General features: G+C 49.6%; 13 protein-coding genes. All 13 read left to right on the plus strand.

Annotation, left to right across the window (positions count from 1 at the left end; genetic code table 11):
• The first annotated feature begins 397 nt into the window (after positions 1 to 397).
• The 13 genes from GI364_RS08510 to GI364_RS08570 all read left to right on the plus strand — a co-directional run bounded on the left by GI364_RS08510 (position 398) and on the right by GI364_RS08570 (position 16,731).
• The gene (locus tag GI364_RS08510) at positions 398 to 562 is read left to right on the plus strand and encodes a hypothetical protein (RefSeq protein WP_198853189.1); all 165 of its coding nucleotides are present in this window, start codon (positions 398 to 400) and stop codon (positions 560 to 562) included.
• Positions 563 to 700: 138 nt separating this feature from the next.
• Positions 701 to 1,162: a YbjN domain-containing protein gene (locus GI364_RS08515; protein ID WP_198853190.1), complete on the plus strand. Its 462-nt coding sequence runs from the start codon at positions 701 to 703 to the stop codon at positions 1,160 to 1,162.
• A gap of 272 nt (positions 1,163 to 1,434) precedes the next feature.
• A complete protein-coding gene (locus tag GI364_RS08520) occupies positions 1,435 to 2,238 on the plus strand; it encodes a hypothetical protein (RefSeq protein ID WP_198853191.1) in 804 nt (267 codons plus the stop codon).
• Positions 2,239 to 2,661: 423 nt separating this feature from the next.
• Positions 2,662 to 3,621, plus strand: coding sequence for a M48 family metallopeptidase (locus GI364_RS08525; protein ID WP_198853192.1), 960 nt, complete (start codon positions 2,662 to 2,664; stop codon positions 3,619 to 3,621).
• 38 nt (positions 3,622 to 3,659) lie between these two features.
• The gene (locus GI364_RS08530; RefSeq protein WP_198853193.1) at positions 3,660 to 4,019 is read left to right on the plus strand and encodes a hypothetical protein; all 360 of its coding nucleotides are present in this window, start codon (positions 3,660 to 3,662) and stop codon (positions 4,017 to 4,019) included.
• 74 nt (positions 4,020 to 4,093) lie between these two features.
• On the plus strand, positions 4,094 to 5,056 hold the full coding sequence (locus GI364_RS08535) for a PGN_0703 family putative restriction endonuclease (protein WP_198853194.1): 963 nt from the start codon (positions 4,094 to 4,096) through the stop codon (positions 5,054 to 5,056).
• 753 nt (positions 5,057 to 5,809) lie between these two features.
• Positions 5,810 to 6,388, plus strand: coding sequence for a hypothetical protein (locus GI364_RS08540; RefSeq protein WP_198853195.1), 579 nt, complete (start codon positions 5,810 to 5,812; stop codon positions 6,386 to 6,388).
• A gap of 51 nt (positions 6,389 to 6,439) precedes the next feature.
• A complete protein-coding gene (locus tag GI364_RS08545; RefSeq protein WP_198853196.1) occupies positions 6,440 to 6,916 on the plus strand; it encodes a hypothetical protein in 477 nt (158 codons plus the stop codon).
• A 174-nt stretch (positions 6,917 to 7,090) separates the two neighbouring features.
• On the plus strand, positions 7,091 to 7,846 hold the full coding sequence (locus GI364_RS08550) for an SIR2 family NAD-dependent protein deacylase (RefSeq protein WP_233096067.1): 756 nt from the start codon (positions 7,091 to 7,093) through the stop codon (positions 7,844 to 7,846).
• Between the two features lie 96 nt (positions 7,847 to 7,942).
• The gene (locus tag GI364_RS08555) at positions 7,943 to 9,274 is read left to right on the plus strand and encodes an ADP-ribosylglycohydrolase family protein (protein ID WP_233096068.1); all 1,332 of its coding nucleotides are present in this window, start codon (positions 7,943 to 7,945) and stop codon (positions 9,272 to 9,274) included.
• A 277-nt stretch (positions 9,275 to 9,551) separates the two neighbouring features.
• A complete protein-coding gene (locus tag GI364_RS08560) occupies positions 9,552 to 10,535 on the plus strand; it encodes a helix-turn-helix transcriptional regulator (protein ID WP_198853197.1) in 984 nt (327 codons plus the stop codon).
• Positions 10,536 to 10,702: 167 nt separating this feature from the next.
• On the plus strand, positions 10,703 to 13,492 hold the full coding sequence (locus GI364_RS08565; protein WP_198853198.1) for a PD-(D/E)XK nuclease family protein: 2,790 nt from the start codon (positions 10,703 to 10,705) through the stop codon (positions 13,490 to 13,492).
• Positions 13,489 to 16,731 (plus strand): UvrD-helicase domain-containing protein, encoded by a 3,243-nt coding sequence (locus GI364_RS08570; protein ID WP_198853199.1) that lies wholly within the window; start codon positions 13,489 to 13,491, stop codon positions 16,729 to 16,731. Before GI364_RS08565 ends, GI364_RS08570 begins: the two co-directional genes overlap by 4 nt.
• Positions 16,732 to 16,952 lie beyond the last annotated feature (221 nt).

Here is a 16,952-nt window from a genome sequence, read left to right on the forward strand (position 1 = left end):
TCGCGGGGCGGACCTATGCAAGTGGATGCTCTATCTCATTTGTGGGTTGGCACTATGGTTCTGGGCGTATGGCTAGGAATGAAATATGGTCACCTACGCGCGGGCTTGATAACGAGTGGGTCCCTTATCGGCTTTGCACTGTTTTACTCCCTGTTTGTTCTCGGCTGGCATCTAAAGTCAGAGGTGCAATCTGACGACAATGAGCACCATCCACATGCGCTGCGGGTGAAGCGCTTGTTTAGCCTTTGTGTAAGAGAGCCGGCATCAGGATGCCGACCGTGTTTATCATTCCAACCACTGCACCCAATGCATGTGCCGTGGGTATCTTTCGCCGAGCGCGATCGATAGGCGTCACCCAGGGAGCCATGCGATTGTTAAATGACGACGAGCTGAATACATGGCAGACGCCGGAGCCGTCCTATTGACTGAACGCGCGAAGCCTTTAATGCAGGCGCTTCAGAAGCTGAAATCTGCCGGTGTTGTGTTTGACGTTCCGTCTATGTTATCTATGGTATTTTCCGTTTCCGCCGTTCCCCACACATTGGTGGCAGCGCATGCTTGATACTCATCTAAAGACGAGGAAGCGGATTAAGCAACTGGCGAAACTGGGGAAGGAATTCGGAGAGATGTCAGCCAGAAGATTAATGGCGTTGGTGCTTGTCAGCTGAATTCATTACAAGGGACAAGGGGTGAAGATGGTATGGACCTGCAAGCACTTCACGATGCTGTAGATGCGTTTTTCAAAGAGGAAGAGTGGAACTACGAGTATGTCAACGAGAGATTGCTTCGGTTTGGCATGAAGGGTGAAAACCTTGATGTGGACGCGCATATGGTGCTCGACGAAGAGGATAGGGAGTTGGTCATGTACTCAGAATTTCCGGTAAAGGTCCCGCCTGAGAAACGAGGAGTCATCGCTGAGTTACTTACCCGAATCAATTATGTGTTGAGGCACGGTAACTTTGAGATGAGCTTTGACGAAGGGGACCTATACTTTCGTACTGGGCTTGATGCTGCTGACGCGGAAGTAACGCCAACCCTGGTCCGAAATGTGGTCTTCAGGAACTTCTGGATGATGGACCGCTATGTGCCAACGATTATGAGCGTGCTTTATGGTGGGATTAGCCCAAAGGTGGTGTTGGAGCCGTCGGAGACGATGTCGTAGATGGCGAAAGAGATGTGGATTAGTACCTTGAGGGAGTGGTAATCAGAGGAGTGAGCAACGATATCCAGCAGACGAGAGAGTCAATGCGTTCTTTTTATCCTGGCTCTATGACGAGGTATTACATCAAAGCCGCGTGTCACAAGAGCCTTGCATTATCGTAGGGGTAAATATTCAATACCATCACCCTAATCATGAAAGATTAGTTCCCGCAGTGATACCCGCAGTGAATCGATAACCTAAAGGAATAATCGCTAGAGAGAAGGATGGATTAAATGAAGATAGACGTCGAGTACTATAACAAACAGCTAGAGTTGGCGATTGAAATTGCCCTCAAGGCCCATGCTGGACAAGTGGACAAAGGAGGAATCGCATACATATTACATCCGCTCGCTGTATCAGGTAGAATGCGAAATTTGCCGGAAAAAGTCATTGGCATATTGCACGATGTTATAGAGGATTCGGAATGGACAAAACAAGACTTATTGCGTGCTGGAATTGATCCAAACATCGTGCGCGTATTAGATTTTGTGACAAAGCAACCTGGCGAACCCTATGCTGAATATATAGACCGATTGAAGGGTGAACGGGCTGCAATTAATCCCAAACTCTCTGATATCGAAGAGAACTCAGATCCATCTCGTCTAGATGTTCTAGAAACCATCGATTATAATCGCATCCAAAAATATCTAGATATAAAAGACAAATTATTGAGAGAAAAAGTAAACTACTTTGGTGTTATGGATTCACAGCTGCAAATAGAGATGATTGAGCGTTTGCGGAACGTTATTCACGAAATTGATAAAGCAATGTCCACAGCGACCTATCCGAAAGAAGGCTATCGACAGCAGTTAATCTTGCTTAAACAACTAAATAAAACCTTTCAGGGTCGAATATTATGGCACTTCAAAGGAAATCCATATATCTTCGATAAAGTCATTCACGACACAAACACATCCGCATGGAAAGTCGTTTATCAAGACACGGATGGGCTTGAGCACTCAATAGATTTTGAAGAAATGTTTGATAACTCTCCAAGGTACAAGCAAGGTATGCGCTTTATGTTTATCAACGAATAATAGCAAATGCACTGGCAACGGTGTAGCCATTGAACTGCTACGACCTCAATTTGAAACTGGCAAATTTGTCTATACGTACTCTATTAGAGTTTTCCGTTCGTTGAAACTACCCTACCTCATCGATTAGTTCCTGTTCTTTCACCACATAGGTGGGCTTACCTAAGATCCGAACTCTAGACCGCCATACACAAATGGGGATTTCGGCACCCTATGGGGTGTCGAGTTCTTTATTTTGAAGCGCTGAATCCCAAGATATCAACCTCCATACTACAGCAGGATTACTGGTGCATGTCGTTGTGAAGCACCGTGTCAAAGTGTCAGTCGTTATGTGTACGCCACGTACGACAGTGACCGAACGTTCGTTCTAGTGACGTGTTCTGTCAGTACCTCCTGATACACTGATAGCGATGGAGGCGATGAGCAATGAACGTGGACACTCAATCCCAACGGTTCGATTTGTTCAAGAGGCGTCGAAGCGCTGATGTACGCAAGTGGATGATATATCTCATCATGTGGGTGGGTATTGTCGTATTTGGGGCCTGGGTGGGATGGAAGTTCGGACGGGTTCGTATTGGTCTTATCGTCAGCGGATCGGTCATCATTATTGGACTGTTCTATTCAGTGTTTATTCTTGGGGGACATGTGAAAGCATCAGTGAATTCATCCGAAGATCCATCGCACATGGGAATTTCACGGATTCGGAGATTACTCCATCCCCTCTGTAGTCAGACCGGACTGGCGATGCCGACTATCTTTATCATGCCGACAGACGCACCGAATGCGTGTGCTGTCGGTATTTTCTCTAAATCTCAATCGATTGGTGTAACTGAGGGCGCCCTCAATATGTTAACAGACGAAGAACTGTCTGCTGTTTTGGCACATGAAGTGACCCATCTCCAACGCAAAGACATCTTCTTTGACGGATGGTGGATAGCATTGACGGGGATGGCTGTTTCCCTTTCCGCAGTGGTAGTAGGAATGGGAATTGCTTCGCTGCTGGCGGCTCGCAGAGCAGAGACAAAAAAGCAAGCCGAATCTGCAGAAGGATGGGGAGTTCTCTTGATAGGTCTAGGCATTATCGTCGGTATTGTCGGTGTCGTGATACTGCAGCTGATTCAGCACGTGGTGATGAGACGTGCTGAATATATGGCCGATCACGGTGCTGTACTTCTCACTGGCCGCGCCCGGCCGTTGATGCTGGCGTTAGAAAAAATGGAGGTGGCGGACTCGCTCTTTCAGGCGCCGTCCATGCTGTCTATGGTCTTTTCCGTATCGGCAGTTCCTCGGTCACACTGGGGGCAAAGGTGGTTCGACACACATCCGCCGACCAGAAAGCGGGTCAAGAGATTAGAGAAGATAGGTCGGACGCTTGGAGAGTTTTGAATCTGCTTAGCAAAAACGCGTTTATGGAGGTAAGGGTGTTGGGGTTTAACTCAGGTAAAGAGCAGGTAATTGTCCGTGTTGTAGGTGAAGGAGGGTCCATTACTTTATGGGGCCGGCAAGAATTAAATGGGGACTGGAACTTTGCATTGGGTCGAGACGAGTCAGGTCTGGCTGATTTTCTAGACGATGAAGATGAAGTGTTACTGGTTTCTCGCCCGCGGAATTGGGTACAGTCCTTCGAAGAAGGTTTGGCTTTGTTGGATAGGTATCCGTGGAAGCGATTGTCGCCACGCTGGGTCCATGAAGATTTCCGCAGAAGAGTGTTGCGCGAGGTGAAGCGGGATGGATTGGCCGCATCAAGAATCGAGAGATGGGTAGAGGTATGCGGCGGTCAGTAAAGAATTAAGAATTAGCAGTATTTTGTAATGGTCCAACCATAGAATAGCGAATATTGGGTGAAGGGTGTGAGTCTATGTACTTATGGGATGACTTAAAGAAGCAGATTAAAGAAACGGATACGACGGTTCAATGTCCAGTCGAGGGCTGCCAGACCGTGGTCAAAAGACAACGGAGGTCATTTCGCCGTGAAGAACAATTCTTATGCACAGATCACAAGATTTATATTTCGCCTACCACGTGGGAATACAAGAATTTCTGGGACAACCTTTTGGAACAAAATGATAACGACAGACAACTGATGCAGACCATAGTTGAGAATAAAGCCGAATCCCGTCTTGCACGGGACAAGAGTGAAGACGCAGTGACATGGAATGTATTCCGTCACTTGCAAAAGAAAAATCTGGTAGGAAAGGCACTTCAGACTTGTCTAGGTACCAAGAATGAGAAAGACTACTCCCTTATTTACTGGTCCTATTCGCAGGAGAATAAAAGCGTGTGGAAACCGCTGGTTGATGTTAGAAAGATCTTTAAGGAAAATCAAAACCATCCTAGTGAGCCAGACCTCATCATTGAAGCACCTTCAACCATTGTGCTTATTGAGGCGAAGTTCACGTCCGGAAATAGGACGACCCCCTCAAACCTTGCAGTGGAGAGCAATTACGTTGATGGTGGGGATAACTGGTTTCGTCAAGTGTTCCAAGATGATGTTGACTTTCAGTCAGTTGCTGTGCAAGACAGGTTTTATGAACTCATGCGAATGTGGCTTCTTGGAACCTGGATAGCAAAAGAGAAAGGGAAGAAGTTTGTTCTTGTAAATCTAGTTTTGGAAGACAAGGAGCCCCACGTCGAAGAACAGTTTGGCAGGAACCTTATTCAAAATTCGAACCGGCGTTTTAAACGATGTACTTGGGAGCAAATATATAGAAACGTTCAGACTGATATAGCTGGAAACCATCTGGAAAAGTTCTTTAAAGGAAAGACTTTGGGATACCCGAACAGAAGGGATCTTAAGAGAGCGTTTAAACTGGACGAATGAAACGGATAACGGTGGCATCGTGTTTGTGTATTGATTGGACTGCAAAGGCGAATGTTACCCTATTCGGAATATCAACATTATCTTGACTTCACCAATATTCTGTCATATCATAACAACGTAAATACTTCTTCTTGAAAGTAAATCTAATATCTGAACAACTCATGTTGGTAACCAAAGGTTCCCTTCCGCTTCTTGCGGGAGGGCCCTTTTAGTTTGGTTACCAACCTGGGTATGGGTACTCTCATGCCTATGGGTACCTGTATGGAACTCCATTTCAGAAAGGATGATGTGTAATGTTTCAGAGTCTAGATTATTACTTGTCTCAATTTCAATTGGGGCGCAAGTCTGTCCTTACCTCATCATTTTTCGGCGATGATAACTGTGGAGTTATGCAATTGTCGTTTCGGAACCATGAGATAAACCAAATCTATCGTCAATTTAGGGAGGACGACCAGTCCGTAGATTTTGAGGGTCGTTTCCTTGAGGCTTTGGTGGATTCATTTCGATTTGTTCTAGAGACACAACCTAAAAGAAGTGAAATCGCTCATAGTTTGCATCAATATATCTCTGCAGCCTTCGAGTCCTGATGGTGAGGGATCGGTGAGATTTCAGTCTCATCGATCCTTCATTTCATACAGACCCCCGTTCTTGGAGCATGTTCGACATGAGTGACACGCTTTGTCAGTCCTTCGAATTATACTTGGCAAGATCCATATGCAACCAGCTTTAAGTGATTGCAAGGGGGTTATCGCATTGACAAACCGAATTGGTCTATTTGTAAAAGAGGACATTCCTTTTCCGGTAACAGTGGGGCAGACTTATAATCTCGCCTGGAGCAGGTACCGAATTGTAGACATGAATTACACCAATCAATATGGGACGTTCATTTTAGGGTGTTGTGTAGAGGATCACGATGACAGTGAGACAGATGATTGGGTACGAGAAATGGGGAGGCCCAGTCATCCGGATAACCCGATTGAACTTCTTAAGACTTTGTATATTGAAGGCGGATTGAGCACAAAGGGACTTATGGTTGCATTTCTCTATCGTGATCGCCAAAAGGGTAAGATTTTTGGCCTCACGTATCGTGAAATCTGGCCCTTGGTGTTCCATCACGGCGCAGTCAACGCAGGTGCTAGTCGGTCTAGATACCAGCAGTTCAACAGTCGTTTGTTGGATACCATCGATGAACTCCGCGGGTTGGACAGCTGGTTTTGGCGTGAGCGGATTGAATATAGGTCTAAGGGTGAAGAGATTTGGTCCTCTCAACTGCAACGCGAGATTGAGCGGCGTGGGACGGCGCAGAGCCCCAGACGTGCACGAGCGCACTGATTGACCCGATTTACAATCATGTAAAAATAGAGAAGGAGAGGCGGAATTGACATGCAGCGGATGAAATATGACTGTACCTGCGGGTGGCAATACGAGGGGTGGCTTGGCATACATTACTTTGTTGTGGATCCGTACCGAATCGTTGAGCGTCAGATTAGAACCGCCGCCAATATACATGCAAATTTGCTACAGGTCTGGTCAGAACTTCTTGACCACCCACTCATGGTAGAGGAGAGTACGCGTGTTCGAAGCCAGCCGATTGATGTTCCTTCTTTTCTCAAACCCGGCCAGGCACAGGGCAGCCCGCGTAAACCTCTGCTGTATTTGTCATGGGAACTTGGACATTGTTCTGAATGCAGCGCAATTGTACGAAACATGCTGGCCTATCTCCCGTCGCACGAGTTGATGCATCCAGTTTTATGTCCTCAATGCGGCAATGAGACGGTAACGCTATACGGTGTCCCAAAGGAGCTTCAGTGTCCGGAATGTCAAGAAGCTGTAGCAGGGAAGAGTACGGGGATTGCATAGTCAGTTCAAGGAAATGGGTATTCACAAGAGTTGCACTGACGTATTTTGTCACCCCCTGGAGGTAAGGTTGAATCAACAACGCTACGGTGTCGATATATAGAATCAGTTTCCCGCAGTCAAAACATTGGAACATGCCTGTATTTTAACCGCTATAAGCTCAAAGGGGGATGATGGATGAGGCGCGTAAGTCTGGGTGAGGACGTACAGACCAAAATGGAGACGCTGGCTCTGTGGATGCAACGGTCACAGTCTACAGTCATATTGACTGGAGCCGGTATCTCGACGGAAAGCGGGGTGCCGGATTATCGTTCAGAAGATGGTTGGTGGAACAAGGTTGATCCGTTAACAATTAGTACCGCATCCGTGCTGAGCAGTAACTACGACCTATTCCATGAATTTTACTCGAGTCGATTGCGTGCTCTTGGCCACGTTCAACCGAATCGTGGCCACCAAATTATCAGTGACTGGGAAGAACGAGGTCTGGTGCACACCATTGCCACACAAAATGTGGATGGTTTACATCAGTTGGCGGGTAGTACAAACGTCACTGAATTACATGGCACAATTCGGAGATTCCGCTGTTCGCGGTGTGATGCAACCGCTGAGTTGGAAGAGTTTCTGAATAAGGAGGCCTGTGTTCACTGTGGTGGGAATCTGAGGCCCAACGTCATTCTGTTCCAAGAGATGCTGCCTCAAGGCGCATGGGATGTGGCACTTAGGGCGATAACCAATGCCCATCTCGTGCTTGTCATCGGCACGAGTCTCCAAGTATCCCCCGTCAACCAGCTGCCTTCTATGACGGCCGGTAAAATTGCGGTCATCAATATGGAGGAGACTGACTTTGACCATGGGTTTGATTTGGTCATTCACGGCACGGCTGGTGAAATTCTTGAACAAGTAAATGCATTGATTATGATCCCGTCTAGTTGATATGAAAGGAGATATCGGCCTGACTGTTTCCATATGGTTACTTCGAAAGCAAGATGGTTACTTCGATAGCAAGATAATTCGCTGGGAGGGGTTAGTATGAGTCAGTTTGACGGAATGATGAATCGATTTGATGGAGTGTTAACGCGATTAACCCACCACTTAGAGAACATTGACCAAATCATGGAGAATTCGGGTACAGAAGAAGGACGGAAAGAATTACTGAACAATCAACTTGTTTTAGTTGTGGACTTCGTATATCAGCTTAAACAAATGCTAGGAAAAGAAGACACCTCTCGTGTCATTCCTCAGTGGCTTCGCATCGAAAACCGCCTGCGGCGGTTACGGCGTTTAGTTGAGCTTCAGTCCCCAACCGTCATTATTCAAAACGAGAATCAGTGGCTTAAGAAAATGGTTCGTGAGATGGAGCAACTGGGGAATGGGTTTGAACCGGACCTGTATACGGAGGAAGAGCAGGAAGAGTTGGCGATGGAGAGAGACTTCTTTGATGAAGAGGAATTCGCACTTGATCGTATCAAAGGGGCAATTCTTGGACACGCCATTGGCGATGCCATGGGTGCAACAACGGAATTTATGGAACCAAACGAGATATGCCGGAAATACGGCACAGTCACAGACATCCTCGGTGGAGGCTGGTTACACTTGAAACCTGGAGAAACCACCGATGACACGGCAATGAGTCTATGTGTGGCCGAGGGGATCCTGGAATCCCCGGACAATCCTATTGATGCAATTGGGCAGGCTTTTTTACGCTGGGAAGCAACCGATCCAGAAGATATCGGCAACACGATTCGTTCTTCACTCGATCACTTTAATGGTGACTGGCTCGAGGCCGCCTATCAGACCCACCTTGAATTTGATGGTTATACGGGTGGAAACGGATCGCTTATGCGGTGTCTACCGGTTGCCTTAGCGTACACGGATAGCGATAAAATGGAAGATATCACAGAGCGCCAGTCCAAAATGACTCATTATGACGACATCGCCAGTGAAGCGTGTCTGATTTACAACCGTATTGCAGCCAGGGTGTTGAACGGTGATAATTTGCTGTTAGCCCTCGTGGCGGAGACCGATGGTACACGCTACCATAACGTGTTCTTAGACCGTCCTTCCTGCTCTCCGGATGGATTTGTGGTGAATACATTTACGTGGGTCCTGTACCTGTTATGGACCTATGATTCTTTTGCGGAAGTTGTGCAGCAAGCGACGAATGAGGGCTATGATTCGGACACAGTCGCTGCGATTGCCGGGGGTCTCAAAGGATTGTCCACCCAAAGCTTTGGTTTGCCGCAGGAATGGGTTAACAAGTTACGCAATCGTAAGCAGTTGGAGAAAGCAGCCGAAGACTTGTATCAATTGAGGCAATCGATGCTGGGAATGACGTCTCAACCCGCTGGAACAAATGACTAAAGAGCACATATCCAATGCTACAATGAGCTTGTTAACAATGCGGGTGTTACAAGTCGTACAGTGTAGAGAGTGCTACGAAGACGTACAATCGAATCAGGCAATGTGAGAGTATGAATGGGCAGGGGCACGAGTGACGATTAATTAGAGAATAGGACCGTTAGGGGATTATCTCGGTTATACTAGACATAGTTAGGAAAATTCTTCTGGTACTACTAGTTTCCGTCTAATCGCGCTTATCCTGTTTTGTGTCAATATACTTGCAAGGAAGGGGTCAGCTATGCCTGATTCAACCGCACGCATTCTTCAAACATTGCACCTTATCAATGCAGAACCGAAACAATACTCTGCGCAAGGACTGGCGGAGCACTTTGGCGTGGGTAAGCGAACTGTGCTTCGAGACATCCGAGTTCTTAGAGGACTGGATTATATCATCGATAGTGAAAATAGAGGGGGTTACTATATTCAATGGGACCCCCTTCGACTCCCGATGCGTCTCACAGAAGACGAAAGAGTGGCTCTAAAGCTTCTGCCTGAACTGGCCCTGTCGCATGGGTCCCCTCAAGAGGTAGCGAAAATTTCCCGGGAATATCGCAGCGCTATTGCAAAGATATTTGAAAAACTAGGCTTGCAAAGAGACGGGCACGAGACCAGTGATCGCCTGAGTGAACGTATGTTGGCGGGGTTCAATTTCAATGGCATGGGGAACGACGGCGCCATTATTGCTCTGTTAGACGCGGTTCAGCGGCGATCAACGGTAGAAATGGAATACCACAGTTTCAGTTCAGACACTGTTTTAACCCGCCAATTTGATCCGTACTACATACTCCCTCGCCACAATAGTCTCTACGCTCTTGGGTATTGCCATCTCAGAAACGAATACCGCACGTTTCGGGTTAGTCGAATGCGCAGCGTCCGTGTTTTGGACAAAAGGTTCGTCGAAGAAACAGATTTTTCACTGGCTGAGGTCCTTTCCACCTCCTTCGGCGTTGATGCCAATGGTGAAGAAATCCTGGCGGTGCTGTGTTTTGACCGAACGAGTGTGCGATACGTAAAGGAGCAGATTGAGAATCCGGAAAGTGTTGTGGAGGAATCCGAGAGGGATGACGGAAGCGTCCAACTGAAGATCAGTGCCCACCTGAATCCTGAGTTTGTGCACTGGGTGCTCCAATATGGTGCAGATGTTGAGGTGCTGGGTCCGGATAACCTCGTGGAGGAAATTCGCAGACATGTTCAACTTCAGGCACAACGGTACCTAACGTGACGGGGAACTTTTGTTCCCGTGACAAGACTTGACACTTCTCCTTGCTAGGCTATAGCTAGGGAGGGTAATCACGAATGAACCAACGCATTTCGCATCCATTGCTTATGGAGTACACAGCAGTAATGTGAGTAACGGCGATGCAAGAACCAGGAAAAGGGGGATTTAACTTGCACATCATTCTGGGTTACGAATTGGATTCAAACACCTTTCCGGATGCTTTGGGAGAGCATGAGGCTGCAGTAGGTACCGTGGTAACGGGCTTTCGAGGGCTCGTAGGAATGTTGGAGACACAGTTGGGCCTGATTTCTCCCCAAGTATCTGAAATCCAGCGAATAGCAGAATGGGAAGAGCGCGCAAGGCGGTGTGCTGACGAGAGATTTCCATTCGTCAAGTCCTTCGCTGTGGATTCGTGGAATACGGCTAAAGAGCTGCTTCGAAGACGAGACGAACTGGTTATCGCAGGATGGGACCCGGACACTCACGTCGGCGGTAGTCCATTGATTGACGCACTGGCGCGGCTTGAGAAAATCGTAGAGACAAAAAGTCCAGGTTTCTCCGACAGAGTGAGCACCTTGCTCACGACACTGCAACAACCGGCAAGGTTGGACATGGATACTATCACCGTTGTGGATGAGAACCCCGCTCTATGGGACCCATGGTGCCACCACTTAATGGAAGCGGTTGAACGCCACGGCGTAACCGTTCAAAGTGATTTAGGTTCTCTTTCCAGGACCGACTATGTGTCATCAGACTTGGCCAGGTTCCAAGGGGTAGTGTCCGGAAAGTTCAGACCGGAAGATCCCGACAAGTTCGAGGCCAAAATCACAGGAGATGGAAGCCTTAGGCTTATCCATGCGGAACAAGAGTTTGATGCCGGAGACTATCTTGTTACTTGGCTCCAACTGCATGGGGACGAAGACACTGTGATTATTGACGGCGGGGGATCCCTTTTCCTCGATGAACTACTCCATCGGCGCGGACTGCCCGCAGCAGGAGTCAAGCAGCCTTCCAAGTGGCGATCTATCCTTCAAGTGCTCCCGCTGACCATCGATACCTACTGGGAACCGCTATTGGCGGGCCGGCTGTTGGAATTGCTGACGCTGCCGCAGTCTCCGGTACCGTCGCAACTTCGCTATCGCTTGGCTAAGATACTTGCGAGCGCCCCGGGAATTGGAGGGCCAGGGTGGGAAAAGGCCATTCACGAAGGCGTACAGACCTACGAAAAGAAGTGGGTCGAAGACCAACTCGACGAGAAAGAAATTCGCAAGAAAAGAGACCGGCTGCAAGACATCATCGATGTCTGGGTGAATCACCCCTACTTCGATGCCAACGAAGGGATGCCCGTTCAGCATCTGGTGCGAATCTGCCAAAAGGTGGGTCAATGGGCAGCGAGCCGTGCCATGTCCAGTAACGACAGCCTCTATATGACGGCTCAGCAACAGACAGCCCAAGTTGCAGATGCTGTTAAGTCCCTGGGCGTCGATCGGCTGACGCGGCTTGAAGTGGGCCGGATTCTGGATTCTGTGTTGGGGGAAGGCATTACGCTACCAGAAATGGAGCAACAGGCGTCCCCGTGGAAGTTAGTTCAGCATCCCGGGCAAATTTGGGCACCTGTTAGCAAGATTGTCTGGTGGGGATTTCACCGTAGCGGGGGAACAAGTACTCGAACCTGGACGCGGGCTGAGCGGAAATGGCTGCAGCAACAGGGGGTGTGGTTGCCGGAGGAAGGCGCTCATAGGCAGAGAGAAGCCCTTGCCTGGCAACGGGCAGCGCAAATGGCCAAGACGCAGTTTATTATGATTGCGCCGGATAAGGTTCGAGGTGCCGCTGCCCCTGTGCATCCACTGTGGGATGAAATTCGGCAGGCCATTGCACCACCGAGATCGGGGGATGAACAGAAAATCACATGTGATGCAAGCAATCTTCGGTACGAGCACGTGGTGAGGATTGCTGGCGAGGAGGTCACACGTCGCGCGCTGGCGCCATTGCAGTTGCCAAGGCCGCTTCGTAATTGGGAAGCTCCAGCAGGCCGCATTGGTCCTCGGGAAATGGAGTCAGCCACAAGCGTAGAGAAGTTGCTGGGCTGCCCTCTGAATTGGACGCTGTCCTATGCGGCAGGGGTCCGTGAAGGCGGTATGCTGTCGTTGCCCAATGAGTCCATTATGTTAGGCACATTGGCCCATGAAGTGCTGTGTCACCTTTTAAATGAGTCCTCACACTGGCGTAAGGAAGACGCGGAGAGACGTGCGGGTGATTTGTTCGATGATTTGGTGCCCCAGTACGCACGTCCGCTCTTGGAACCGCAAAACGGCGTACTCTTGACGGAAACTCGAATACTGTTACAAAAAGCCTTGGGCAGGTTCTGTCAGTTCCTGAATGAGACGGGCATTCAAATCGACGAGACAGAGTATCCGATAGAGAAGCAGTGGTCAGACAGCATAAAAATGGGAGGACGTCTTGACTTGGTTGGTAAGACAGAGTCGGGGAGCCGTCTTCTCTTCGACGCAAAGTGGTCAAGACGACCGAATAAGTACCGTGAAAAATTGGAGAAGCTGTCGCCTCAGTTGGCCCTGTATCACTGGCTCTTGACAGAGGATGAGGCAGAGGAGATTCCCGTAGCATACTTCATGCTCAGAAGTGGAGATCTATTTGCCCATCCCCACACCGATATCCCGGTGGAACATCACGTCAACGGTCCATCTCTCGTCGAATCTGTGGCACAGCTGCGAAACGGGATGGAGCAAGAGTGGCAGCGACTGAGTGGGGGGACCGTTGTTGCCAGCGCCATCACCATGGACGACAGCGAGACGGATGCGGCGGGTCATCAAGCGGCCGATGCATCAACCATTGTTGCTGTAGCGCCCGTTCCACCTGATGAAAGTGATGGCTTACTGGAGCCGCCCTGTCGCTTTTGTGAATATCAGAACCTGTGTGGTTTGGGAGGTGTGACGGCATGAGTGAAGGCGGAAAGTTGCAGATTATCAGTGCCGGTGCGGGGGCTGGCAAGACGACGGACTTGTCCAACAGAATCGTGGCGGCTGTACAAAGCGGTGTGCCTGCACAATCTATCATGGCCACAACCTTTACCATCAAGGCTGCGGATGAGTTGATTGAGAGAGTGCGCATCAAGTTACTGGAAGCGGGGAACGCAAACGCGGCGACACGAATCTTAGACGGCTATGTAGGGACTATGAACAGCGTGTTTGGCCGTTTGCTGCGGGAATTTGCATTGGAACTAGGTATGTCACCCGTACAAACGGTGCTGCCGGAGAGGGAAGCCACAGCACTGTTTCAATCGGTGGTGGGCACGGTGTTGAACCGCTATTACAGGGACTACCGCAAGGTGTTTCGGCGCTTGCAGATGCAGGACTCCTGGCGCGGCGTGGTTCTGTCCATCATCGAAAAGGCGCGCCAAAACAAGATGTCTGCTGAAGATGTCAGGGCCTGTGCGAATTACTCATGGACCACGTTGTCTGCTTGGCTGCCAGCGGCTGAAGGTGAAAGTAGTGTGTTGAATGACGCGCTGTATCAATCCATGCAAAACGTTCGCAGCATGCTGCCTGGCGGTGACACGACCAAAAGAACTGCGCAAGTCCTGGACACAATTAACGATGCCCTGCGCGAATGGGAGCAGTACGACGACATCACCTGGCAGCGTTGGGCCCAGTTGGCCAAACTCAAACCAGGCGCGCGCAGTCAAGATATTGTACAGGACTTGATACGGGCAGCCCAGGTTCATGATAAGCATCCGGGCCTTCACCAAGATATGCGTCAGGCCATCGAGGTGGTGTTCTACTGTGCAGCAGAAGCCATGCAGGCGTATGCGGAAGAAAAGAGTCAGCGCGGGTTAGTCGACTTTACCGATCAAGAATCGCTCGCACTGGAACTCCTCTTAAACGAGGATTACGGCGACGAACTGCGGCACAGGATTCGTCACGTGTTCGTGGATGAATTTCAGGATTCCAGTCCGCTGCAACTGGCTCTCAACACTCGTTTACGAGGGTTAGCGCAGAGCGCCACTTGGGTAGGGGATGTGAAGCAGGCTATTTTCGGTTTTCGCGGCACAGACCCTTCGTTGATGAATCTGGCTATGGATCAGCTTCAAGAAGTTGATGTGAGTGTTTTGGATACATCATATCGATCGCGTCAACGTCTGGTGGAGTTCGTCAACGCTGTGTTTGTTCCTGCCTTTGGGGTCAGCGGAATGGCCCCAGACCGAGTCGCCTTAAAACCGAATCGCAGCGATGATGGTGAGCAAGGGATGCCCCTTGAAACATGGTTGTTCCCATCCGCTCGAAACCAGACGCAAGACATGCAGTGCTTAGCAAAAGGTGTTGCTGACATGTTGCGTCAACCGGATCATTATCCAATAAAAGATAGAGTGAGTAAGCAACTTCGCAACATCCGGCCGGGTGATATCGCGGTTCTTTGTCGCAGCAACGCCGAGTGTGAAGTGGTGGCAGAAGCGCTGTCAGCGGTGGGTATTGTGGCGACAGTGGGCAAAAACGGGTTGTTTTCCACACCCGAGGCCATCCTGGCTATGGCAGCCTTGCGCTATCTTGTGGATGAGCGCGATACACTGGCCTTGGCAGAATTGTTGCACTTCGCTTCTTCGGACTGGTCGGAAGGGCGCTGGCTGTCAAAGTGGTTGGAATCTGACCAGCCGCGCTCGGCTTTTGAGCACGATGAATACATTGAGGCGTTAAATGAGACACGACAACGCATCGCACACATGAGTCCAGCGGAAGTCCTGGATGTGGCAATCACTGCAGCAAAGATTGATGAGCTCGTACTTCGGTGGGGGCAGGGGAATGACCGACTGGTCAACCTGGATAAACTCCGGTCCCTTGCAACACAGTACGAAGATGTTGCCGAAACCAACGACAGTGCAGCATCGGCCGGCGGGTTGGTCTTGTTCCTGCAGGAGGCCGGCCAACAAGGCAGTGAGATGAATCAAGTGGCGGACACAACCAATGACGCGGCTGTCAACGTAATGACCTATCACAGGGCTAAAGGATTAGAGTGGCCTGTGGTCATTTTGTCTTCTCTGTTTCGTGGATCCGAGCGAAAGATTGCTCCTGTGTTTGACGCCGCCACAGCCGTCAGCACCACAGGATTTGACGTAAACCAGCCTCTGTCTGGCAGGAGACTGTACTTCTGGCCCTGGCCTTACGGGCAGCAGTCGACGAACGTTGGCCTCGATGGACACGTGCAGTCTGCTCCGGAATATATGGAAGCCAAGCAGCGCCTTTTGGAAGAGAATCGTAGATTGCTGTATGTGGGCATGACGAGAGCCAGAGACTACCTCATCCTGGCCACCCGTACAGCAGACAAAGGCTTATGGTTGAAAGAACTGAAAGACGAGAACGATAGGCAGATACTAGAACTTCCGGAAGACCCGGTGAATCAGGTCATAGCAGTCAAAGGCCAGCCTTTTGATTGCAGAGTTCGTGTTCTGTCACCAGCAGATGAAGACATCGCTGTACAAAAGCAGTCCGAGAGCCAAGTATTTGTTGCAGAGCCGAGTCCAGTGACTGCCCCCTTTGTGCCAGCAACTTTCCGGGCCAGTGGACTGACGGATGAAGACGAGGTGGATTCTGTACAGTCTGGTTCGCCTCATGGGCACGATGGAAAGGCGGGTGAGGGTGCCTCTGAGTTGGTGACAATCGGGAATAGATTTCCGCTCACGGGCGATGTGGATATGGCACAATTGGGTGACATGGTCCACGCTTTTCTTGCCGCGGACGATAGGGACGCCGCAGTTTCGAATCGCCTATCGATGGCTTCGGCACTGCAGCAACGGTTTGGCATCCACGCGATACCTGCTGATGCCATGGTCGAGGCATCCGATAGACTGCACCGGTTTATCAAAGACCACTACGGAGATGTCATCAGTAAACACCACGAGTGGCCCATTCACCTGCGGCGTGGTTTGCAGACGGCATCAGGCTGGATTGACTTACTGATTGAGACTCAGAAGGGCTGGGTCATCGTCGACCATAAAAGTTTTCCCGGTAAGATTTCGGCCTGGGTAGCAAAGGCAGAGAGCTACCTGCCGCAACTTCGCGTGTACCGCGATGCAGTCGTTAAGGCCACCGGCAAACCGGTGATTGGAGCCTGGATTCACATGCCGGTGGTCGGCGCGATGGTCGGGTTCAAAATGGATGACGTGTCTGGTGAGGAATCTGCTGGGTAAGATAAGTCCGTGGAACAGCCTAAGCGGTGGAACGAGCGCAACAACCACATACACGAAGCTATGGTTCACAAAAGGATTTTGAGAGGGGTATCTAGTTGAGTCAGAAGAATGATATGTTATGAGACTATATGTGATGATAATTATTGGGATATAGAGCGCGCTTTGATCCGGAGCGCGACACCCGTCTTTGTACTCAATGCTAGAAATGTGCCGCAGTATTT

The organism is Alicyclobacillus sp. SO9 (assembly GCF_016406125.1).
In the GTDB taxonomy this organism is placed as follows: domain Bacteria; phylum Bacillota; class Bacilli; order Alicyclobacillales; family Alicyclobacillaceae; genus SO9.

Excerpts from the sequence above, each read along its gene's own strand:
- GI364_RS08510 (WP_198853189.1), top strand. The coding sequence starts at position 398 with ATGGCAGACGCCGGAGCCGTCCTATTGACTGAACGCGCGAAGCCTTTA.
- GI364_RS08515 (WP_198853190.1), top strand. The coding sequence starts at position 701 with ATGGACCTGCAAGCACTTCACGATGCTGTAGATGCGTTTTTCAAAGAG.
- GI364_RS08520 (WP_198853191.1), top strand. The coding sequence starts at position 1,435 with ATGAAGATAGACGTCGAGTACTATAACAAACAGCTAGAGTTGGCGATT.
- GI364_RS08525 (WP_198853192.1), top strand. The coding sequence starts at position 2,662 with ATGAACGTGGACACTCAATCCCAACGGTTCGATTTGTTCAAGAGGCGT.
- GI364_RS08535 (WP_198853194.1), top strand. The coding sequence starts at position 4,094 with ATGTACTTATGGGATGACTTAAAGAAGCAGATTAAAGAAACGGATACG.
- GI364_RS08545 (WP_198853196.1), top strand. The coding sequence starts at position 6,440 with ATGCAGCGGATGAAATATGACTGTACCTGCGGGTGGCAATACGAGGGG.
- GI364_RS08550 (WP_233096067.1), top strand. The coding sequence starts at position 7,091 with ATGAGGCGCGTAAGTCTGGGTGAGGACGTACAGACCAAAATGGAGACG.
- GI364_RS08555 (WP_233096068.1), top strand. The coding sequence starts at position 7,943 with ATGAGTCAGTTTGACGGAATGATGAATCGATTTGATGGAGTGTTAACG.
- GI364_RS08560 (WP_198853197.1), top strand. The coding sequence starts at position 9,552 with ATGCCTGATTCAACCGCACGCATTCTTCAAACATTGCACCTTATCAAT.
- GI364_RS08570 (WP_198853199.1), top strand. The coding sequence starts at position 13,489 with ATGAGTGAAGGCGGAAAGTTGCAGATTATCAGTGCCGGTGCGGGGGCT.